Here is a 21,607-nt window from a genome sequence, read left to right on the forward strand (position 1 = left end):
ATTATGTTGTTCTAAAATGGATGGCTAGATTTTTCTTCCGGTTTGCCCCAGAGCACGGCGTTAGTACAAAAAAATAGGAGTAAGTACATATGACAAAGCTATTACAAATAGATTTCCCATACAGCGGACCTTTTGGCGATCAAATGGCGGAGGCATTCAAGGAGCTGGCTAATTCAATAGCTGAAGAGCCGGGCTTCATTTGGAAGATATGGACCGAAAGTGAAAATGCGAAAGAAGGTGGAGGAATTTATCTGTTTGAAGATGAGGAAACCGCCAAAGCCTATCTTGATAAACATACAACTAGGTTAAAAGGTTTTGGAATTCCGGAGGTACACGCCAAGATTTTTGACGTAAATAAAGTTTTGTCAAATATTACCAATGGGCCCATTGACTAATTTGTTGACATTGGCGATGCCAAAGTAGTTAATCCAGCCTTACCTTCTAGCTCTATAAGAAGTGACGCACTTTAAACAATTGATAACTCATACTTAAAAGATGGGACATCCATAACTCTTTTGGGATTGATGAATACAGAGACACTCAATCTTAATGGCTCGATAGCTAACTTCTGTCTATGCTTTGGTTAAGCATTAACAAGGAGGTTTGTATGCCACGCCTTCGCAGAACTCAGATAAGTGTTGAAGGCACTCCCTATTGCCATGGCGAACCGTTCAAGGTAGATAACAATATAAAATCGCTATCATAAACCACTATGCTGACTAACATTTTTTAACATTATCTATTTTTAATCAATAGGTTAAGAAAATCTACGAGTACGAAGCTTATCGATGCGGTAAAGCCAAAGATACGCTTGCGGTAAAGCGCATTATTACCAATAGCACTGATCTTGAAGGCGTGGACGAGAGTAGAATGACGGCACTGTTGCATGCCTGTGAGCTACAGTCTTGTGAAATGCTCAAATTAATGGTGGATGCGGGGGAAGATATGAATAATCCGAATGCTATTGGGTATCGATAGCTCGATATTGCATACTGGCAAGGATAGTTTCGCATGGGATGCTATACCGCTGAGAGTGGGCGCATGGTGAGCTATTTAATCCGCCATGGCGGTAAATCCTTTAGCTAGTTATCAAAGCCAGAAACTAAAAGCACTATAAACAAAAATCGCGTTAGACTCAGCTGTACTAGCTCTGCCTAACGCGATTTTTTATTACTCACTTACAACCTAATCGCCAAAGTCATCGAGTAGAATGTTTTCTGGCTCAACCCCTAAGCTTTCAAGCATTTTAATCACTGAGGAGTTCATGATTGGAGGACCACACATGTAGTACTCGCAGTCTTCTGGTGCCTTATGATTTTTAAGATAATTCTCATAAATCACATTATGAATAAAACCGGTGTAGCCCGTCCAATTATCTTCAGGCAATGGCTCAGATAACGCCACATGCCAAACGAAGTTTTCATTCTCAGCCGCTAGAGCGTCAAAATCTGCTTGGTAAAACACTTCACGGGTTGAACGGGCGCCGTACCAGAAGCTCATTTTACGAGTGGTTTTTTTGCTCTTAAGCTGATCGAATATATGTGACCGCATAGGCGCCATACCCGCACCGCCGCCGATAAACACCATTTCAGCGTCGGTCTCTTTTACAAAGAACTCACCAAATGGTCCAGAGATGATCACGGTATCCCCCGCTTTCAGGCTGAAGATATAAGATGACATTTTACCCGGCGGTACATTAGCTGAAGGCGGCGTCGCAATGCGCACGTTGAGCATAATGCGGCCCTTTTCATCGGGATAGTTGGCCATAGAGTAAGCGCGCAACACTTCTTCGTTGACCGTTGATACTATGTCAAACAGGCCGTATTTATCCCAATCGCCACGGTATTTTGTTGGAATATCAAAATCAGCGTATTTCACTACATGGGCGGGCGCTTCAATTTGAATATAGCCACCCGCTTTGAAGCGAACATCTTCACCTTCGGGTAATTCGAGTAATAACTCTTTGATAAACGTTGCTTTGTTATCGTTAGAGATCACTTTACATGGCCACTTTTTCACCCCAAAGATTTCTTCGTCGAGCTCAAGTTCCATATCGGTTTTCACCGATACTTGGCAAGCAAGACGACAACCTTCTTTGGCTTCTTTCTTGGTGATATGACCCATTTCGGTCGGTAAAATATCCCCACCGCCCGATTTAATGGTCACGCGGCACTGGCCACAGGTTCCGCCGCCGCCACAGGCTGACGGAATAAAAATACTTTGGCTTGCTAACGCGCCGAGCAACTTGTCACCCGCCGCAACTTTAATGCTTTTTTCAGCGTCGTCATTAATGCCGATAGTGACTTCACCCGTTGTCACTAATTGTTTTTTGGCGAGTAGAATCACTATCACCAACAGACACACTACAAGCGTAAACATGCCTATGCCAATTGCCATTTCCATCGTATTACCCTTTTCTAGCTCTTTCTAAAAAGAATGCGGTTACGCTTTCTCAGCTAATGGTTCGCCTGCAGCTCTTTACAACGAGATCCCAGAGAAAGACATAAAGCCCAGCGCCATTAAACCTGTGGTGATAAAGGTAATACCAATACCTTGTAAGCCCTCAGGAATCGCATTGAATTTCATTCTTTCGCGCAGTCCCGCCAGCAGCACAATCGCTACCGCCCAGCCGACACCCGAGCCCATAGCAAACACCACTGACTCACCGAAGTTGTAGTCACGGTTAGCCATAAAAATCACTCCAGCAAAAATCGCGCAGTTTACTGTGAGTAAAGGCAGGAAAATCCCTAGGGAGTCATACAGGCTAGGAATGTATTTATCTAAAAACATTTCCAGGATTTGTACTAACGCCGCAATCACTCCGATAAAAGTGATCAATTGCAGGTAGCTTAAATCTATCTCGGGTAAACCCGCCCAAGACAATGCACCAGGGGCGAGCACTTTGACGTAAATCAGCTGATTTAACGGTACGGCTAAGGTCATCACCACAATTACGGCGACGCCTAAACCAAAGGCGGTAGACACCTTTTTAGACACGGCCAAGAAGGTACACATGCCCAAGAAGAACGACAGCGCCATGTTGTCGATAAATGTGGCCTGCAAAAATAGATTTATATAGTGTTCCATATCTGCTCCTTAACCCCGTTTCCGCTGGATCACATTAATGGTCCAAATCAACACACCGATCAGGAAGAAGGCACTGGGTGGTAGCTTGAACATCTCGTTGGGTAAATACCACCCGCCGTTTTCAATGGTGGTAAATATCGGATGACCAAATAAATTACCGGTACCTAGTAGCTCGCGTACAAAGGCGACGCTGATCAAAATTAAGCCATAACCGGTGGCATTACCAAGTGCATCGACCACAGCTAAATGCGGTGGGTACTTCATCGCGAAGGCTTCTGCGCGGCCCATGATGATACAGTTGGTAATAATTAACCCTACAAATACAGATAGTTGCTTTGATAGCTCATAAGCCACATCCTGCAATACCATATCGACGATAATCACCAAAGAGGCGATAACGGTCATCTGCGCGATAATGCGCACACTGTTAGGGATAAGGTTACGGATAGCGGAGATAATCAGGTTAGAAAACACCAACACAAAGGTTACCGCCAGCGTCATGACCACTGCGGTTTGCATTGAGTTACTGACCGCCAGCGCCGAGCACACGCCCAGCACTTGCATCGCAACAGGGTTATTGGCAAACACTGGCCCGGTTAGCATGTCACGCATGGATAAAGTGTTGCTCATTTTGCCTCTCCCAACTCACCTTGCAATTCACCCGAAGCAGCCGATGTTTTCAGCTGGTTGAAGAAGGTTTGAAACCCTTCCACGCCAAACCAAAACTCCATTGCCCGCTGTACGCCGCGACCTGTCATGGTTGCGCCACTCACCGCATCCACACCGTGAACATCGCCTTCTTTAGCGCCGCCTTTCACAAGACGTATCGAAAACTTGCCTTTTTCATCAAACAATTGCTTACCTTTCCACAGTGACATCCACTTAGGGTCCGTTAAAAAATCGCCGATACCGGGGGTTTCGCCGTGCTCGTAAACTACTAGCCCTTTAATGGTGTTGAAATCGGGTTCAACTGCCACATAGCCGTAGATCATCGACCACAAACCTTTGCCATAAAAAGGCACTACCACGCTGGTTAACTTGCCGTTGGCATCTAATACTTTAAATACACGGGCATCGTTCGCACGGGTTTTAATCTTGGCGATATCTTTTTTAGGTGTACTTGATGTCTCAGGATTAATCGCCGCCATACGCTCATCAAAATCGAGTACGTTAGCGTCTGAGTCCACATTACCTGTGTCTAGGTTGATCAATAAGGGCTGAACGGATTTAGCGAAAATCTCCCTAAACTCATTGCCCTGACCTAAATCTACATCGGCGGCCATCAGCACATAGCGTTGTACTTCATCACGCTTTTTAGCCACTTTACGTTCTTTTAATATGCCAGCGGTGCCTGTAATCATAAAAGAGCACAGCAGACAGAGCGTAATGGTGAAGACCATAGTCCCCGCCACAGTATCTTTTTTAAATTCCATGACGTTTAATTCTCCGTTTGATGTTGGCGCGGGCCACCAAATAATCGAACAACGGCGCCCAAAGGTTAGCGAACAAAATGGCTAACATGACTCCCTCTGCCATTTTTGGATTTGCCACACGGATGAGTACAGTCATAAAACCAATCAAGGCGCCGTAGGCAAATTTACCTTGGCGAGTATAGGAGGTCGTCACCGGATCGGTAGCCATAAACATCATCGCCAGCGCAAAACCGCCTGTCACCAAATGCCAAGTCCACGGCATGTGCATCATTTGATTGCTACTAGAACCAATGTAATTACAAATAGTTGCCGTTGCTATCATGCCCAGCATCACGCCAACAACGATACGCCAGTCCGCTAAACGAGTGATAAGCAGCATCAATCCACCGAGTAAAATTGCCAGCGTGCTAGTTTCGCCAATCGCTCCCACGGTAAAGCCAAAAAAGTTATTCAACCAATTTGGGTCACTAAAGGCGCTAAACCATGAATAATCAGCAAAGCTCAGTTTACCCGCGGCGGTTTGTGCCAACGCCGTTGCGCCAGTAAAGCCATCGACAGCGACTAATTGTTGTACCGTGGCGACTTCTGACGGATAAGCAAAATAGATAAAGGCAAGACCTGCCAATGCAGGGTTGAGGAAGTTATACCCCATACCGCCAAACAGCTCTTTAGCCACCACCACACCAAAGGAAATTCCCATAGCGACCAGCCACAGCGGAGTCGATACCGGCAAAATCAAGGTAAACAGCAGTGCTGTTACAAAGAAACCTTCGTGCAATTCTTGGCCACGTACCCGTGCAAACACCACTTCCCAAAACAAGCTAGTGAGCAGTGCAGTGAGGTAAATTGGCAGATAAAAGCTAAGGCCATAGAGAAATAAGCCCAGTACGCCAGTGTCTTGACTAAGACCACCGAGCAAGCTATTAAAAATAGCCAGTTTCCAGATGTCGGGAGTCGCTAAACCACTTGCTAGCGCGGCTTGAGCCTGTAGGCCAATGTTGTATAAACCAAATAAAATAGCAGGTAGCAAACACATGCCCACCAGCGTCATGGTGCGTTTCACGTCAATCGCGTCACGCACATGCACTTTGCCCTTAGTACTGCGGCCATTTGCTATCACCAATGAGCGCAAAAAGCCCTTCATTGACTTACCTGTGGCGTAGTACTCTTGTTGTAAATCAGTGGCTTCCTGTAAATCAGGTTTTTTAACTTGTTTGGTCATTAACCTTCCCTCTCGATAACATCTAGACAGGCACGTAATTCTTTACCAAAGTCATATTTGCCGGGACACACAAAGGTACACAGCGCCAGATCTTCTTCATCTAACTCCAATGCCCCTAAAGCTTGCGCTTCATCGGTGTCACGCACGACTAAGTCTCGCACTAATAAGGTGGGTAAAATATCCAGTGGCATGACGCGATCAAGCTGACCAAAGGCCATCATGGCGCGCGCAGAACCGCCTTGATGCGTCGTAAACTCAAACAGCTTAGTTGCGCCAAATAAACGCGAAGTCACGGCGCGGGTGATAGAGAACTTATCTGTACCACCGCGTACCCAAGATAAAACCTCATGATGTGCATCTTCGGCTAATACTGAGATTTGGTTATGGAATCGGCCTAAAAAGTCATGCACATCTTTAGCGGTATGGCCTGATAGCACAGAGCCTGATACCACACGCTGATTGCCGGGTTTGATTTCATTGGCGACTAAGGGACTTAATTCAGCGCCCAACTGGGTACGCAATAAACGAGGATTGAGCACGCTAGGGCCACCTAAGGCCACAACGCGGTCAGTATACAACTCACCGGTTTGAAATAATTTACCGTAGGCAATTACGTCTTGATAACCGATATGCCACACCTGCCGCGCTAAACTCACGGGCAAAGTAAAGTGGATATGGGTACCGACTAAACCTGCTGGATGAACACCATCAAAACGGCGCACCTCAAGTTGCGGCAATGACTCGCTGACAATGGCTTCACCTTTATCCTGACACAGGTAAACTTTACCTTCCGTTAAACGGCTCAGCACTTGCAATCCCACTTTAAAAGCCTCGGCTTGCTCGGCAATAATTAATCGTGGATTAGCACATAAGGGATTGGTATCCATCGCGGTAACAAAAATAGCCGCAGGTATGGTATCCACTGCCGGCACCCTTGAAAAAGGGCGGGTACGTAATGCCGTCCATAAACCGCTATTTAACAGTTGCTTTTGAATCACTTCTCTAGATAACACTGAGACATCGGCGTGAATATCAAATCGAATCTGCTGTTGAGAGTCTAAGCCATCACAACGGATCACCACAGATTGCAGCACTCGGCGATCGCCCCGATTAATGGCCACGACTTCACCACTGGCTGGCGCAGTATAGAGTACGCCTGACGTTTTTTTGTCCTCAAATAATGGCTGGCCCTTTTGAACCTTATCACCCACTTCAACTAACATCGTCGGTTTTAAGCCAATATATTCTTCACCCATTATGGCCACTAGAGATGGCCTATTGCTGGGTTCAATGATCTGCAAAGGCTCGCCCGCTATGGGTAAATTAAGACCTTTTTTGATCGTTACAATTTGGTTTGAAAAATCTGCCATCACAAATATCAACCATAAAAATTTTTAGATACATTTAGGGTATAGGTTTATTAACAGAAATTCCGCTATTGGCGTCACACTCTGTAGCCAATTCGTAAGTTAAATACATCTATTTACAATTATGCGTGATGTAGATCGGCATATATGCCCGCTTAAACATGTAAATGTAGTTTTATAACCATTTATCAATTAATGCGTTATGGCTGATTTAGCGAAACCATATATTGGAGATATAAGCCCTAAAACAAGGCTTGAGCGCAATAATGTCCTAAAGCTGTTGAAACAGTGCGTTGACGAACAAACTTCAACCAACTAACCCTCTTAATCGAGAATAAAAGGGATAAGCTTGCTGGTTATTTTTAGCGCATTACTTTTTCAGCCAATGTTTTAGTCTTTGCTTTACAGTAAAAGCTTGGTAGCCTCAAACTAAGATAGTTTCCGTAGGAGAAGTAGATGGAATACAGACGCATACCGCATTCTAATCTCGAGGTCAGTAAAATTTGTTTGGGCACTATGACTTGGGGCGAGCAAAATACCCAAGCCGAGGCATTTGCACAGCTGGACTATGCCATAGGCAATGGCATTAATTTTATCGACACGGCGGAAATGTATCCGGTACCGCCAAAGCCAGAAACCCAAGGGGAAACAGAGCGAATTTTAGGGCAATATATAAAAGCCCGTGGCAACCGTGACGATCTGGTTATTGCCACTAAAATTGCCGCACCTGGTGGTAAGAGTGATTATATTCGTAAAAATATGGCGCTAGACTGGAACAATATCCATCAGGCCGTGGATGCTTCTTTAGCGCGGCTGCAAATAGACACTATCGATCTTTACCAAATCCATTGGCCACATCGTAATACCAACTTTTTTGGTGAGCTATTTTACGATCAGCAAGACGATGAACTACAAACGCCCATTCTCGAAACCTTAGAAGCCCTAGCGGAAGTTATCAGGCAAGGGAAAGTGCGTTATATCGGGGTGTCGAACGAAACTCCGTGGGGGTTGATGAAGTACCTGCAACTCGCCGAAAAGCACGGCTTACCGCGTATTGTCAGTGTGCAAAACCCGTATAACTTGCTCAATCGTAGTTTTGAAGTGGGTATGAGTGAAATCTGCCACCGTGAAGACCTGCCACTACTCGCCTATTCGCCGCTGGCCTTTGGTGCCTTAACTGGCAAATACTGCAATGATCAATGGCCCGAAGGCGCTCGCCTGACTTTGTTTAAGCGTTTCGCCCGTTACACTGGCTCACAAATGGCGCTTGAGGCCACCAAGGCCTACGTCGATTTGGCGCGCGAGTTTAAGCTTACGCCCGCGCAAATGGCGTTAGCCTTTGTTAACTCACGTAAGTTTGTCGGCTCTAACATTATCGGCGCCACAGACTTGTATCAACTCAAAGAAAATATCGATAGCCTCAACATTATGCTATCGCCTGAGTTACTCGTGCGCTTAAGTGAACTGTCCGAGAAATTTAGATTGCCTTGTCCATAGGCATGAGTAAGCATTAAGTGCGATATAACATCTGGTTACACTGCCAGATGTTATATCTATTATAAATTTACTCTGCCATCATAAACGGCTCTGCCACGCTCTGGCTTCTCACCCTAGCCTCGCTAACACTTGCATTCATATTGCAGATAACAGAAGATCTATTAGCCTTTTTCATTGCCTTAGCCTCATCCATGACTCAATCTGCCTTGCTAACACCCCACAACGCAAACATCCGTGCACAATTTCCTGTTTTAAAGCAGATACTTGATGGCTATCCCTTGTGTTATCTCGATACCGCGGCCACCAGCCAAAAACCACAAATAGTGTTAGATGCGATGGCGCAATATTACACCAACGACAATGCTAATGTGCACCGTGCGGCGCACCAGCTATCGGCGCGAGCCACCCTAAGTTATGAAAAGGTGCGCGACCAATTACAACATTTTTTAAAGGCCAAACACCGTGAAGAAATCATTTTCACCCACGGCACGACAGAATCAATCAACTTAGTCGCATTTGGGCTTACCGCACAATTAACCGCAGGCGATGTGATCTTGATCGACTCGGCGGCGCACCACGCCAATATTGTCCCTTGGCAAGAACTGGCAAAACGCACAGGCGCAGTGATTAAGCCGATTCCACTAGATAAACATTGCCGCTTAGATATCAATGCCTATCAAGCTTTGTTAGCACTTAAGCCTAAAATCGTCGCCCTATGTCATATCTCGAACGCACTAGGCACAGTCAATCCTGTGGCTCAGTTAGTGCAGTTAGCCAAAGCCCAAGGCGCTATAACCTTAGTCGATGGCGCGCAGGCTGCTGCGCACTTAACGCTGGATATGACTGACATCGATTGTGATTTTTACGTCTTCTCGGGGCATAAAATGTACGGTCCCACAGGCGTTGGCGTGCTTTACGGCCGTTTTGACGTGTTAGATAGTCTCGCGCCATTATTAACTGGCGGCGAGATGATAAAACGCGTGAGCTTTGAGGCAACAGAATTTGGTAGCCTGCCGAACCGCTTAGAAGCGGGCACACCGCCGATTGCTGAAGTCATAGGTTTGGGCGCGGCCATTACCTTTTTACAAACGGAGCTTACGGGGCAAGTTCAAGCCTATGAAGCCGAGCTGCTTAACTATTTACAGTGCCAATTACGCGCACTCGGGGAAGTGCACTTATACGGCGCCTTTGATGACAATATTGGCGTCGTCGCCTTTAATCTTGCCGATGAACATCATCAAGATGTGGGCATTTTATTAGATCAACAAGGCATAGCTGTACGCTGCGGCCACCACTGCGCCATGCCATTAATGCACAGTTTGAACCTTAAGGGCTGTTGCCGCGCCTCTATTGGTATCTACACCAATAAAGACGATATCGACCACTTTATTACCGCGTTAGCCTCGGTAAAAGACTTGCTGCTGTAAGCAGTATTTAGCCGTAGTTTCACATGTCACTCATACGATGCTCAAATAAGTAAGACAGGATGTAGCACCATGACAGATTCGATTATGCCTATGCCAAACGAGGCCGATTTCCACTATACAGTGCAAGATACAGACACCTTGCTGACGCGCTTTACCAAAGCACCTAACTGGCAGGAAAGGTATCGTCAAATAATGTTGTTAGGTAAGGACTTACCAAGCTTAAGCCCAGAGCTTCGCGTCGATGCGGTGCAGGTTAAAGGCTGTGAGAGTGATGCGTGGATTTATCATCTAGAACAAGCAGGAAAACACTATTATTTAGCCGACAGCGACGCCCGTATCGTGAAGGGTTTGATTGGATTATTGCTTGGCGCCTGCCATGGCAAAAGTCTCGCAGAGATCCAAGCGTTTGATCCTACAGCTTACTTCAAACAACTAGGGCTAGAAGGTCAGCTCAGCCCATCACGCACCAACGGCCTTAACTCACTGGCAAACGCTATGGTTGAAGCCACGCGGTCATTCTAACCAGAGGGGTTTGATTGACTGCGATAAGCGAGAAAAAAAGCCACTTAGCAATATCAAATCAACATAAGTTCAGCTCGGGGACAAAGGCCAACAAAGGGATTTAATCAAAGACTTCTACGTCCCAAAAAGGTATAAAGAAGATACATTTGCGTTATTGATAGGAACCGAGCATGCCCATTAAGGCAGTTAATCACTACCGTCGTACTCTCCTTAAAGGTTTTGGCGCAGCAACCCTGTTAAGCCCACTCGCCAGTTTACCTAGCTTTGCCGCCGAACAAAGGCGGTTATATGTTGATGGTTTGTCCTTCCTTCCCGATGACTTAAGTGATGTAACCGCCTCTAAACTCGATGCCTATCTTTGCGATATATCGGCAGTTGAGACCATAGAACAAGCCGATGGCACGCAAAACTATAAACGCACCTATAAAGCCTGCATGGAAAGCATTAAGCAAGCCGCTAAACGGGTCAGCGCGAGTCCTGATATTTTATTGCAAGGGTTGAGGGGACTCGATGTTCAACGTGCCCGCGATAGCCAGCGCACTGCAGTATTTTTTCAAATCCAAGGGGCTGATTGTGTCGAAGCAGACAGTGAAGCTAACCAATGGGCACGAGTGGATGAATTCCACCAGCAAGGGCTGCGCGCACTGCAACTCACTCACCACTATGGCAATACCTTCGCTGGCGGCGCATTAGATAGTGATGCCAATGGCGGACTTAATAAGCCGCTCACCGCCCACGGACGCGAGCTTATCGCCAAACTCAATCACGCCAATATCTTGATCGATGTGAGCCACTCCAGTGCCCAAACCGCATTAGATGTCGCTAAAATAACGAAATCTCCGATAGTACAAAGTCATGGCGCAGCGCGCGGTATTGTAAACAATGCTCGCTGTTCTCCCGATGAAGTGATCCGCGCCATTGGTGATAGCGGCGGCGTATTTGGCGTGTTTATGATGAGTTTTTGGCTCACCAATAAGCCTACACCTACAATTGACGACTATATTCGCCAGCTGGAATACGTGTCGCGCGTTGGCGGAGTGGACTGCGTGGCAATCGCTAATGACTTCCCGCTCCGTGGCCAAGAAAACCTACTGGCACTAAATAACGATAACCCCAAAGGTATTAAAGAATATCAAGAATGGTGGTACAGCCTGAGGGCAAAAGGCGTGCTCGGTTTTGATGCAGAGCCAAGGCACGTAGTGATCCCTGAGCTTAACCATATTGATCGCATGAGCCGTATCGACGATGCCTTAGCCAAGGCGCGCTTTAAAGCCACTGATCGTGACCGTTTTATGGGCGGCAACTGGCAACGCGTGCTCAACAAAGTGCTACTGTAATGACCCTTGGTACAATAAAAGAAATAACCTGAACTCGGGATAGTGGCTGTGTAACTGATTAATCTTATTACCTTATTCGAAAAATTAACTCTACAGAGGTAGTTTTTCCGTTATCAAGGCAAGTTTGCGTACCTAATAGCGGGCTATTAGTAGCAAAGTTAACGTAGATAAAGGGAAAAATAACCTGTAGAGACGCAGAGCTTATCCAGAGTTCAGGTTAACTAAGGTTATTCCTAAAAAACCAAGAAAACATAACGCAATAACATAGTTACATCTCTGTATGAGATCTGCTATTAACTCGGCTAACGACTACAGTGCGAACGTGGCGATCGTTTTTTGAATACCCACAACATCAGTGCCACGCTTGAGCTCTTTTACTAAAGGTTCACTCTGGCCTGAGATCCAGATTTTAAGCTCGGCATCTAAATCAAAATGACCCGTGGTTTCTACTTCAAAATGGGTAATAGATTTATAGGGTATAGAATGATATGTGACCTTCTTGCCAGTAAGCCCCTGTTTATCAATTAATATCAGGCGTTTATTGGTAAAGATGAATAGATCGCGGATCACTTTATAAGCGAGTTTTAACTCTTCTTGAATGCCCATAATCGGCCTTAGCTCTTCAGCTAACTCTTGCAAATCAACCTCAGCCGCATTACCTAGCAAGCCATCTAATAATCCCATACTGACTCTCCTTCCCGTTGATGCATAAAATAAATATAAAAAAAGTGCGATATTAATACACACTTTTATATTCTTTAAGACAGTAGGCGTTTTAGTTACGCTTCGGTCCAGAGATCCTTTTTGCCTCTGACTTGGCGATTCTCACCGACAACCATCATTTCGCATTTTTGACAATCAAACACCAGCTTAAGCACATCGTTACCGATTTCAAGCACCATAGGATCGGCTTTAATTCCAGGCACTTCTTTCGGGCATAAATTAAAATTAAATCGCAAACAATGCTTAGTCACCATTAATGGTACGTCTTCTGTTACGCCATTTTTCTCATAGGTATCTTGGATTTCAATCACGCCGTGGCGTTGATAAAAATCTTTCGCTTTTTCGTTTGCTACGTTGCCTAAGTAACTCAAATGTTTAACCGGATACACCGCATTTTGATTATGTTTCCACGGTAGTGGACGCACATAACCTTTCACGCGGGCGGCCTCTAACGCTGCAACGCCTTCACGGCGTAGGCCATTAAGTACTGAGGCGGGCAAGAACCATGCTTGCGCGGTATCAATACTAATACTGCGGGCAACAAAGTCGGTACTCCCGAGTTTACTCAACTGAGTGCGAGTATTTTGCAGCGTTTTATCAATATCGGTGGCTGGCGTTTTGTCGACCGCTAAGTTAACGGTGGCGCTTAATCCGTAGATATCAGTCAATGTCAGTGCTAGGCCATCATCGGTGTCACTCAAACGTAAATCAACGCCAATAATCCGTTTAGATGACTCCTTGGCTAACTGAGCTTCGAAGGCTTGGTTATGGTTACGATACAGAGTCATGCCGACGTTTAAGTCTCGTGGCACTTGTAATACGTGTAATTTAAGCCCTTCGGCACGGTTAACCCGCAAGCCTTGCAACTTATCATCGGACTGTTTTGCCGTGGCAAAGTTAGCCGGGAAAAACGCTAAACCATCACCATTATTAAACTCATGGCTTGAGCTTACTTGGATAAAGTCTTTACCTATACCGATGACCTTACCCACTTCTTCACCTATGTATTTAGGCGAACGGAAATCTTTAATGCCTTGGCTACGCTCATTAACAAAATAATCGGTACTGCCACGGTTAAAGGTTTTTTCGGGATCAGGAATAAAGCTGTGCTCACAATGACCATGGGACGACGCCTTGAACTCAGGGCGACGCGCGATAATCTCATCGAGCTTTTGGCGATAGTGCGCAGTGACGTTTTTAACGTAGCTTAAATCTTTTAAGCGACCTTCAATTTTAAACGAGCGAATACCGGCATCGATTAACGCATCAAGGTTATCGGTTTGGTTATTATCTTTTAAGGACAGTAAATGTTCGTTTTGCGCTAACACATCGCCTTGACGAGTCTTAAGATTGCCCGGTAAACGGCACATTTGTGAACATTCACCGCGGTTAGCACTGCGATTACTAAAAGAATGACTTAAATTACATAAACCACTGTAAGCCACGCAGAGCGCGCCGTGAATAAAGAACTCGAGTTGCATATTGGTGTGCGCTGCAACATCACGGATTTGGCTTAAGCCCAGTTCACGGGCGAGTACCACTTGAGAAAAGCCCACTTGCTCTAAGAATGCCACTTTTTCTGGGCTGCGGTTATCCATTTGGGTACTGGCATGCAGGGCAATGGGCGGCAAGTTAAGTTGCAACACGCCCATATCCTGTACGATTAACGCATCAACCCCTGCCTCGTACAATTGCCAAATCAGTTTTTCAGCGGCGCTCAGTTCGTCATCCATCAAAATAGTGTTGAGGGCAACAAATACTTGCGCATGATATTGATGAGCATAAGTACACAGACGCGCGATATCTTCAACACTGTTGCCCGCCGTTGCCCGTGCGCCAAATGCTGGGCCACCAATGTAAACCGCATCGGCACCATGGCGAATGGCTTCAATACCATAATCGGCATTTTTTGCAGGCGCCAATAACTCTAGGCGGTTATGAACGTGAGAAAGATTCTCAGGGGTGTAAATATCTGGCTGGCTCATGGCTTTACAGGCTCAAAATCATCAATAACGAAAAGGAGGTGAGTATAACAAAATCTAAAATTTAGCTCTATCAGCAAATCATCAACTAATACGCTTTACTTTTTTGCTTATTAACCTGAACTTGCACCCTCAAGCCTAGCAGGGTATCTTTGCCGCGCATTGACGAATAGGCCTCCTTATGACTGACTTTATATACCAACCACCGACCACTCCTTGGCTCGATATTCTTTATCAAGATAAAGACATTATCGTGATTAACAAACCTTCGGGGTTGTTGTCTGTGCCCGGTCGCTCGCCTGCCCATTTCGACAGTGTTTATGCCCGCGTTAAAGCCGAACATCCCCATAGCCAAATTGTGCACCGACTGGATATGGCAACCTCTGGTGTGATTGTTGTGGCCTTAATCCGTAGCGCTGAGCGTGAATTAAAACGCCAGTTCCATGATCGAGAAACCAGCAAAACCTACTTTGCTAGGGTTGCTGGCCATGTCAAAAATGACACGGGTAGTATTAATTATCCACTCATCTGCGACTGGCCGAATCGGCCTAAACAAAAAGTCGATCATCTTGTGGGCAAACCCTCGTTAACCCACTACCAAGTATTGAGTCGTGCTAAACGCTCAAGTCTTGTTAAACTCACGCCTATCACTGGCCGCTCACATCAATTACGCGTACACATGATGGCGCTGGGTCATCCTATTTTAGGGGATGGTTTTTATGCTGATCCACTGGCAAAATCATTAGCACCACGCCTGTTATTGCATGCAGCAGAACTCACGATTAAACATCCCTACTCAGGGATTAGTATGACTTTTAGCGCTGAACCGCCTTTTTGTGAGCCACAAGGCGAACAATGATCATTAATCTCGGCTAATACCGCCAAAAGCTATAGCAATCCTCTATAAAAAAACGTAACTTTATGATAATTCATTACGTTATAGAGAATTTAATTATGGATACTGCATTTCAGCGCGATCAACTTGATAACCATATCCTCGAAGCCCTGATGCAAGATGCGCGCACGCCGTTTGCCGAACTCGCAAAACGCTTCAGCGTGAGTGCCGGTACGATTCATGTTCGCGTAGAAAAAATGAAGCAAGCAGGCATTATTACCGGTGCACAAATCACGGTAAACCCAAAAGCCCTCGGCTATGACGTGTGCTGTTTTATTGGTATCAATCTGAAGAGTGCAGGCGATTACCCAGCAGCGATTGCGAAACTCAATGCCTTAGAAGAAGTCGTAGAAGCCTACTATACCACTGGCAATTACAGTATTTTTGTAAAGGTTATGTGCCAATCCATTGATGGTTTACAGCATGTATTGATTAATCGCATTCAATCCATTGATGAAATCCAGTCAACAGAAACCCTAATTAGCTTGCAAAACCCCATAGTAAGAGCCGTTAAGCCTTAAGCGAATACCATCAAAAAACGCACAAACAGCACAAAATACGGCAAAATGTGATTTACATCTTTTTCGCTACAAACTGTTAACTATATTATCGTTACGTGTTACAACTTCTAGTGCCATCGCCAAAGAGCGAAGCATGACAATAACAATTCGACCGTCAGCGCTTTAAAAAATAAAGTGCTAACGTATTAATTGACAAGGAAGAAGTTGTGAAAACAAAACTATCAATCGCTATCTCTGCAGCCCTTTTATCGGGTGCAGCACTCGCCGGTACACCAGCCCAATACAATACAACGAACCAAACAACGGACAAGTATGCGGGTCAGAGCGTCACTAAAAATCCACGTAATGAACAAAAACAAGCTTCGGCTTGGATGATCCGCTTAAAAGCCCCTTCGATTGCTCAGCAAAGTCAATTGAAAGGCATAAATCGTCAATCGGTGATGAGCAATATCGAAAGTTCACAATCGAAAGTTAAAAATGCCATTCAGAGCATGGATACCGATATTAAGGTTGTTGCAACGACCTCAAAATTGGTTAACGCCATTATTGTTCAGGGCGATTATAAAAAAATCACTTCTTTACTCAAAAATTCTGAAGTCGCCGAAATATTACCTATCTATGACTACAAGCTTAATGTTGAAGCCAGTGCTGAATACATAAAAGCTAAAGCCGTTATTGAAGCAGGCGTTGCCTCAGGAAAAGGCCAGCGTGTTGCCATTCTTGATACTGGGGTTGACTACACTCACAAAGCATTAGGCGGTTCAGGCGTAATTGCTGACTATAACACTGCAGCGGCGGCTAAGAGTGAAGCGCCTAATTGGCCACAAGGTAAAGTGATTGGCGGTTGGGATTTTGTTAATAACGACCCTAACCCGATTGATGTCACGACTAACCACGGTACCCATGTTAGCCACTCTGTCTTAGGTGTAGCACCAGACGTTGAACTACTGGTTTATTCTATTTGTGAGAAAACTTGTTCAGGTATTGCACAGCTCAATGCACTTGAAGCTGCAATGGACCCTAATGGCGATGGTGATATCAGCGATCGCGTTGATACCGTCAACATGTCTTTAGGCGGCGATTTTGGTGATACCGATGGCGGCGCCGTTCAAGTATTAATCGATGAAATGGTGCAGCTTGGCGTTAACCTGGTTATTTCTGCGGGTAATGATGGCCCAACCCCTTTTATCGTTGGCGGCCCGAGTACCACCAATAGCGCCCTGTCAGTTGGAGCGATGACACATCCCACCACCAAAGTTGGCAAAATAGATGCCATGTTCATGGGTGGGGCTGTTGATGCAATGGGCGCCGGATTTAATAAATCAAATGAATATAGTTTCAGCAATGCAACGGCGCCAATGGTATATCCTGCCGCCAATACAAATGGTTGTCTCGCATACACTGAAGATTTAACCGGTAAAACGGTATTGATCGATCGAGGCGTGTGTGGCTTTGCTGTTAAAGTATTGAATGCTCAGCTTAAAGGCGCATCATTTGTCGTCGTAGCAAACAACGCAGCTGGCACCATAGTGATGGGCGGTGAAGATGATAACATCACTATTCCATCAGTTATGGTGTCAAAAGAAGACGGTGATGCAATTAAAGCGGCTCTAGCAGCTGGCGATGTTGCCTTTAGTATTTCATCAACTGAAGTGACGACTGCGGGTGCTATTGCTACGTTTACATCACGCGGCCCCTCTATTGCGGGTACTTTAAAACCTGAAATTACCGCTCCAGGTACCGATATCCTTACCGCTGAACCCGGCAAAGGTGATGGCTTAACCCCAATTAGTGGTACTTCATTCTCTAGCCCTATCACAGCCGGTGCTATCAGTATCGTACGCGAAGCTTTACCCCATCGTAATGCCTTTGAAATTAAAGCAACGATGATGAACGCAGCAAATCTAGACGTAACACTTGAACCCAAAGCAATTAATCCAGATGCCGAATTAGCACCAATTAGCTATATTGGTTCAGGTTTAGTTGATATTGAAAAAGCGGTTAATTTACCCGTCATCGCGTGGAATAAAGAGACAAAACAAGCCGCATTAGCCTTTGGTTTGCTCGCTCTCAATAAAACCACTTCAGTCACTAAAACGGTTTCAGTAAAAAACTTCTCCACTGCGGAGAAAACCTATACGCTCAAAGCCGAGCAACGTTTCCAGAATGATATCGACTCTGGAGCGCTGAGCTTTGAATTACCAGCAAGTGTGACGATCCCTGCGGGGCAAACAGTTAGTTTCGATGTAACCGCAACGATTGACCCAACAAAACTACCTGAATGGACGCTCACATCTTCCTATGAGCTTGATGGCACAGCGGCAGATGCATCAACAGCACTTACGCTATCAGAATACGATGGCGCGATTCACTTCATGGATGGCGAAGAAAAAGCATTACATTTGGTTTATCACATTTTACCTAAAGCAGCGGCAGCCATTTCTGTGGCGACCGAAAAAACTGCCGATGGTTTAGTGCGTACACTAACCAACGTAGGTGCAACATCCATTAGCGATCCGTTTACAGCGCCGTTGTTAGCAACTAGCCCAGTAGATATCACCAAGCGTCACGACTTGCTCAATGCATCAAGTGAGCTTTTAGTGGATGGTTCATGTAATGCAGGTATTGCGATTTATAACACCTTCCAAATGCGCGATCCGATTATTCACCCTTTAGCGGGTAATTATTCGGTCGATTATGACCTCAATAATGATGGCGAATGGGATTACACCGTAGCCACGGCTAATTTGAGCTGGTTTAATGAGGCTTATCCTAAAGTTATCTATGGCGTAGTCTCTCCCTATGGCGATGAGGGTGCAATATTAGAGCCTGTGTACCATGTGACAGGTAATGACTTTTTAACTAGCACCGCCTGTTTTGAAGATTTAGGGCTAACTCAAGCCGATTTAGGCAAAACTATCACGGTTCGTTTTCGCGTCGAAGATAGCGACTGGGCGCCAACACCCTCAGGCGATGAGGACAGTGTAACCGCAACATTGCTATTGGATGGTTCAGGAACCTCAGCCATGCTGCTTGATACCGAAGGTAATGAAGTCACTGAGCTAAAACCGGGTGCTAGTGCAACCTTAAAAACTCAAGTTGGCGACAACGCTATCGGCTTTATGTTTTTATCCGACTCAGGTTCTATGTCAGTTACAGCCAATACTTCAGATGAAGGTAACTCTGCACCAACAGTAGCAGACGTGACACTTTCAGTGGATAAAGGTGCCACAGCAGGTACTGTTATAGGTACATTAACTGCAACCGACCCTGATATGATTACCAGCCCGTTCTCTGAGTTTGTGACCTTAAGTTCTAGCAGCAGTATGATCATAGTCGATAAGGATGGCACGGTACGTTTAAGTACTGACGCCGTGATTAATCAACAAAGCAAAACGATGGAAGTTGAAGTTGTTGCACTGGACACTATGGGTAACACTTCAGCACCTGCAACGGTAACTGTATTGATTAATAATACAAAACCCACGGTTTCACCGGCAGGTATGGTCAGCACAGAAGGCTATGTTGTCACAGCCGAGGCTAATGCGAAAGATGCTGACGGCGACACGTTAACCTATAACTGGGTACAAACTGGTGGCACTAAAGTCGCATTTACCAATGGTGGTAGCAAAATTAACTTCGCGGCTCCTGCTGGCGACCACGTATTCACCTTCTCAGTGACCGCTTCTGACGGAAAACTTGAGAGTGATCCAGGTACTGCAACGATTACTGTGAATGCTAAAAAAGTCGAATCGTCAGGTGGCGGTGCACTGGGTTGGTTAACAGCCTTGTTATTACCTTTGGCAGCAATTCGCCGCCGTATGAAATAACCAGTAAATCGACTGAAAAAGGCAATGTTGATGGCTAATAACGATTGTTGGTATAAAACACTCAGTTAGCCGCTTATTGGCCTAAATGAAAATCCGAATGTATTTAATACATTCGGATTTTTTATATAAAAAAGGGAATGAACCTAAGTCCACTCCCCTTAAATCACCGCTGCTTAGGTTTATCGAGTCGGTTCTCAATTAACCTTATTCAGCTTATATGTCTTATTTCATCGGCCAAGCACGGTAAGATTTGCCCTTAATACGGCCGCCCGTTAGTTTGTTCAACGCTTTTTTAGCGACTTGACGATTAACCGCCACATAGGCGCGGTAATCGGTTACTTGAATTTTACCGACTTGCGAGCCTTCAATACCGTTATCACCCGTCAGTGCACCTAAAATATCCCCTGGACGCAGCTTTTCTTTCTTACCGCCATCGATCTGCAAAGTGATCATGGTTGGCGCCGCGGGCGTGTTGCCGAGCAGGCTTTCAGATGGTAATGATTCGCTAGTGATTTCGCGATCTAAGTACTCTTCTAACAAGGCAATCTTGTAACCGTCTTGGTCGTTATAGAAGGTATAAGCCGCGCCTTTACTGCCCGCACGGCCTGTACGACCGATACGGTGAATATGGACTTCGGTGTCGTAGGCAACGTGATAGTTAAACACGGCATCGAGCGCATCGATATCTAAACCACGGGCAGCAACATCGGTCGCCACCAGCACACAAGCACTCTTGTTAGCAAATTGCAGCAGAGTTTCGTCTCGGTCTCTTTGCTCTAAATCGCCGTGTAGTGCCAATACGCTAAAGCCTAACTCTTCAAGCTCATCAGCTACTTTTTGGGTTTCGCGCTTAGTGTTACAAAACACTACCGCACTTTCAGGCTTATGCTCTAACAACAATAATTGCAACGCTTGCATGCGCGCCTTGTCATCGTCTAAGTGATAAAAATGCTGAGCAATACTTAAACTGTCGTGATTACCTTCCACTTTAACCATGGTCGGTTCATACATGATTTGCTTAGCAATCGATTCAATTTGTTCAGGGAACGTTGCGCTAAATAGCAGCGTTTGGCGCTCACGCGGGGCTTGTTCGATAATGGCATCGAGGGCGGGTTGGAAGCCCATTTCTAACATGCGATCGGCTTCATCAAGCACTAACATGTTGAGATTGCTTAAATCTAAGCGATTGCGATCTAAGTGATCGACGATACGACCCGGCGTACCGACAATAATGTGCGCGCCGTGTTCCAGCGAGCCAACCTGTGGCCCCATGGGCACACCACCACAAAGAGTTAGCACTTTAACGTTATGAATACCACGGGCAAGGGTACGGATTTCCTGCGCTACTTGGTCGGCCAACTCGCGGGTTGGGCATAACACTAAGGTTTGAATACGAAAGCGTTTAACATCTAACTTGTTCAGTAACCCTAGGCCGAAAGCGGCCGTTTTACCCGAGCCAGTTTTACCCTGACCTATCACATCCTGCCCCGCTAAAATGGGCGGCAAACTTTGCGCCTGAATTGGCGTCATCTCGTTGTAGCCCATAGAAGAAAGGTTCTCAAGCAGTTCGGGTTTTAGCTTAAGAGTCGAAAAAGCCATTGATGGATTAGGCTTAGTATCAGAGTTGCTCAAGGTGAATATCCTGTGGTGGGTAACGAAGCGGCTGCTAGGTTACTGAAATTGCGTTACTTATCGATTTAACTGATTTATTTACATTAAGGTTAGCTTTAGGCTAGATTAAAAATCTAAGCCAGCTCAACCCAA

17 protein-coding genes are annotated in these 21,607 nt (G+C 45.6%); 8 read left to right on the top strand and 9 right to left on the bottom strand.

Annotated elements, in window-relative coordinates; genetic code table 11:
• Nucleotides 1-89 precede the first annotated feature (89 nt).
• Nucleotides 90-395, top strand: a complete 306-nt coding sequence (locus L2717_RS06000; protein ID WP_220773837.1) for a monooxygenase — start codon at nt 90-92, stop codon at nt 393-395.
• A 790-nt stretch (nt 396-1,185) separates the two neighbouring features.
• Here L2717_RS06000 and nqrF read toward each other — a convergent pair.
• The 6 genes from nqrF to L2717_RS06030 all read right to left on the bottom strand — a co-directional run bounded on the left by nqrF (nt 1,186) and on the right by L2717_RS06030 (nt 7,112).
• The gene (gene nqrF, locus L2717_RS06005; RefSeq protein ID WP_220773838.1) at nt 1,186-2,403 is read right to left on the bottom strand and encodes an NADH:ubiquinone reductase (Na(+)-transporting) subunit F; all 1,218 of its coding nucleotides are present in this window, start codon (nt 2,401-2,403) and stop codon (nt 1,186-1,188) included.
• Nucleotides 2,404-2,478: 75 nt separating this feature from the next.
• On the bottom strand, nt 2,479-3,087 hold the full coding sequence (gene nqrE / locus L2717_RS06010) for an NADH:ubiquinone reductase (Na(+)-transporting) subunit E (RefSeq protein ID WP_220773839.1): 609 nt from the start codon (nt 3,085-3,087) through the stop codon (nt 2,479-2,481).
• 9 nt (nt 3,088-3,096) lie between these two features.
• Nucleotides 3,097-3,717 (bottom strand): NADH:ubiquinone reductase (Na(+)-transporting) subunit D, encoded by a 621-nt coding sequence (locus L2717_RS06015; RefSeq protein WP_115405195.1) that lies wholly within the window; start codon nt 3,715-3,717, stop codon nt 3,097-3,099.
• Nucleotides 3,714-4,520 (bottom strand): Na(+)-translocating NADH-quinone reductase subunit C, encoded by an 807-nt coding sequence (locus L2717_RS06020; RefSeq protein ID WP_220773840.1) that lies wholly within the window; start codon nt 4,518-4,520, stop codon nt 3,714-3,716. Before L2717_RS06020 ends, L2717_RS06015 begins: the two co-directional genes overlap by 4 nt.
• On the bottom strand, nt 4,510-5,742 hold the full coding sequence (locus tag L2717_RS06025) for an NADH:ubiquinone reductase (Na(+)-transporting) subunit B (RefSeq protein WP_220773841.1): 1,233 nt from the start codon (nt 5,740-5,742) through the stop codon (nt 4,510-4,512). The genes L2717_RS06020 and L2717_RS06025 overlap by 11 nt, the downstream gene beginning before the upstream one ends.
• Nucleotides 5,742-7,112 carry a Na(+)-translocating NADH-quinone reductase subunit A gene (locus L2717_RS06030; protein WP_220773842.1) on the bottom strand — a complete coding sequence of 457 codons (1,371 nt, stop codon included), beginning with the start codon at nt 7,110-7,112 and terminating at the stop codon, nt 5,742-5,744. The genes L2717_RS06025 and L2717_RS06030 overlap by 1 nt, the downstream gene beginning before the upstream one ends.
• Before the next feature lie 453 nt (nt 7,113-7,565).
• Between L2717_RS06030 and L2717_RS06035 the strand changes: the two genes are divergently transcribed.
• The 4 genes from L2717_RS06035 to L2717_RS06050 all read left to right on the top strand — a co-directional run bounded on the left by L2717_RS06035 (nt 7,566) and on the right by L2717_RS06050 (nt 11,892).
• Entirely contained in the window at nt 7,566-8,606 is a 1,041-nt protein-coding gene (locus L2717_RS06035; protein WP_220773843.1) for an NADP(H)-dependent aldo-keto reductase, read from the top strand.
• 191 nt (nt 8,607-8,797) lie between these two features.
• The gene (locus L2717_RS06040; protein WP_220773844.1) at nt 8,798-10,033 is read left to right on the top strand and encodes a cysteine desulfurase; all 1,236 of its coding nucleotides are present in this window, start codon (nt 8,798-8,800) and stop codon (nt 10,031-10,033) included.
• Between the two features lie 69 nt (nt 10,034-10,102).
• Nucleotides 10,103-10,555, top strand: coding sequence for a SufE family protein (locus L2717_RS06045; protein WP_220773845.1), 453 nt, complete (start codon nt 10,103-10,105; stop codon nt 10,553-10,555).
• 170 nt (nt 10,556-10,725) lie between these two features.
• Nucleotides 10,726-11,892, top strand: a complete 1,167-nt coding sequence (locus tag L2717_RS06050; protein WP_220773846.1) for a membrane dipeptidase — start codon at nt 10,726-10,728, stop codon at nt 11,890-11,892.
• A gap of 309 nt (nt 11,893-12,201) precedes the next feature.
• Here L2717_RS06050 and L2717_RS06055 read toward each other — a convergent pair whose 3' ends face one another.
• Together L2717_RS06055 and L2717_RS06060 are read right to left on the bottom strand one after the other, a co-directional pair.
• A complete protein-coding gene (locus L2717_RS06055; protein WP_106651556.1) occupies nt 12,202-12,576 on the bottom strand; it encodes a PH domain-containing protein in 375 nt (124 codons plus the stop codon).
• Between the two features lie 95 nt (nt 12,577-12,671).
• Entirely contained in the window at nt 12,672-14,600 is a 1,929-nt protein-coding gene (locus L2717_RS06060; RefSeq protein WP_220774275.1) for a peptidase U32 family protein, read from the bottom strand.
• Nucleotides 14,601-14,778: 178 nt separating this feature from the next.
• Between L2717_RS06060 and rluA the strand changes: the two genes are divergently transcribed.
• From rluA to L2717_RS06075, 3 genes are all read left to right on the top strand, one after another.
• Nucleotides 14,779-15,456, top strand: a complete 678-nt coding sequence (rluA, locus tag L2717_RS06065; protein ID WP_220774274.1) for a bifunctional tRNA pseudouridine(32) synthase/23S rRNA pseudouridine(746) synthase RluA — start codon at nt 14,779-14,781, stop codon at nt 15,454-15,456.
• A gap of 95 nt (nt 15,457-15,551) precedes the next feature.
• Complete coding sequence (asnC, locus tag L2717_RS06070) at nt 15,552-16,013, top strand: transcriptional regulator AsnC (RefSeq protein ID WP_006080290.1); 462 nt, start codon at nt 15,552-15,554, stop codon at nt 16,011-16,013.
• Between the two features lie 206 nt (nt 16,014-16,219).
• A complete protein-coding gene (locus L2717_RS06075) occupies nt 16,220-19,843 on the top strand; it encodes a S8 family serine peptidase (RefSeq protein WP_220774273.1) in 3,624 nt (1,207 codons plus the stop codon).
• A gap of 222 nt (nt 19,844-20,065) precedes the next feature.
• Here L2717_RS06075 and dbpA read toward each other — a convergent pair whose 3' ends face one another.
• Nucleotides 20,066-21,442, bottom strand: a complete 1,377-nt coding sequence (gene dbpA / locus L2717_RS06080; protein ID WP_076498041.1) for an ATP-dependent RNA helicase DbpA — start codon at nt 21,440-21,442, stop codon at nt 20,066-20,068.
• Between the last annotated feature and the right edge of the window lie 165 nt (nt 21,443-21,607).

The organism is Shewanella glacialipiscicola, from assembly GCF_023283485.1.
Classification (GTDB): domain Bacteria; phylum Pseudomonadota; class Gammaproteobacteria; order Enterobacterales; family Shewanellaceae; genus Shewanella; species Shewanella glacialipiscicola.

Coding starts and splice junctions, on each gene's coding strand:
- rluA (WP_220774274.1), top strand. CDS start 14,779: ATGACTGACTTTATATACCAACCACCGACCACTCCTTGGCTCGATATT.
- L2717_RS06060 (WP_220774275.1), bottom strand. CDS start 14,600: ATGAGCCAGCCAGATATTTACACCCCTGAGAATCTTTCTCACGTTCAT.
- L2717_RS06020 (WP_220773840.1), bottom strand. CDS start 4,520: ATGGAATTTAAAAAAGATACTGTGGCGGGGACTATGGTCTTCACCATT.
- L2717_RS06035 (WP_220773843.1), top strand. CDS start 7,566: ATGGAATACAGACGCATACCGCATTCTAATCTCGAGGTCAGTAAAATT.
- L2717_RS06025 (WP_220773841.1), bottom strand. CDS start 5,742: ATGACCAAACAAGTTAAAAAACCTGATTTACAGGAAGCCACTGATTTA.
- L2717_RS06000 (WP_220773837.1), top strand. CDS start 90: ATGACAAAGCTATTACAAATAGATTTCCCATACAGCGGACCTTTTGGC.
- L2717_RS06030 (WP_220773842.1), bottom strand. CDS start 7,112: ATGGCAGATTTTTCAAACCAAATTGTAACGATCAAAAAAGGTCTTAAT.
- asnC (WP_006080290.1), top strand. CDS start 15,552: ATGGATACTGCATTTCAGCGCGATCAACTTGATAACCATATCCTCGAA.
- nqrF (WP_220773838.1), bottom strand. CDS start 2,403: ATGGAAATGGCAATTGGCATAGGCATGTTTACGCTTGTAGTGTGTCTG.
- nqrE (WP_220773839.1), bottom strand. CDS start 3,087: ATGGAACACTATATAAATCTATTTTTGCAGGCCACATTTATCGACAAC.
- dbpA (WP_076498041.1), bottom strand. CDS start 21,442: ATGGCTTTTTCGACTCTTAAGCTAAAACCCGAACTGCTTGAGAACCTT.
- L2717_RS06055 (WP_106651556.1), bottom strand. CDS start 12,576: ATGGGATTATTAGATGGCTTGCTAGGTAATGCGGCTGAGGTTGATTTG.
- L2717_RS06045 (WP_220773845.1), top strand. CDS start 10,103: ATGACAGATTCGATTATGCCTATGCCAAACGAGGCCGATTTCCACTAT.
- L2717_RS06050 (WP_220773846.1), top strand. CDS start 10,726: ATGCCCATTAAGGCAGTTAATCACTACCGTCGTACTCTCCTTAAAGGT.
- L2717_RS06040 (WP_220773844.1), top strand. CDS start 8,798: ATGACTCAATCTGCCTTGCTAACACCCCACAACGCAAACATCCGTGCA.
- L2717_RS06015 (WP_115405195.1), bottom strand. CDS start 3,717: ATGAGCAACACTTTATCCATGCGTGACATGCTAACCGGGCCAGTGTTT.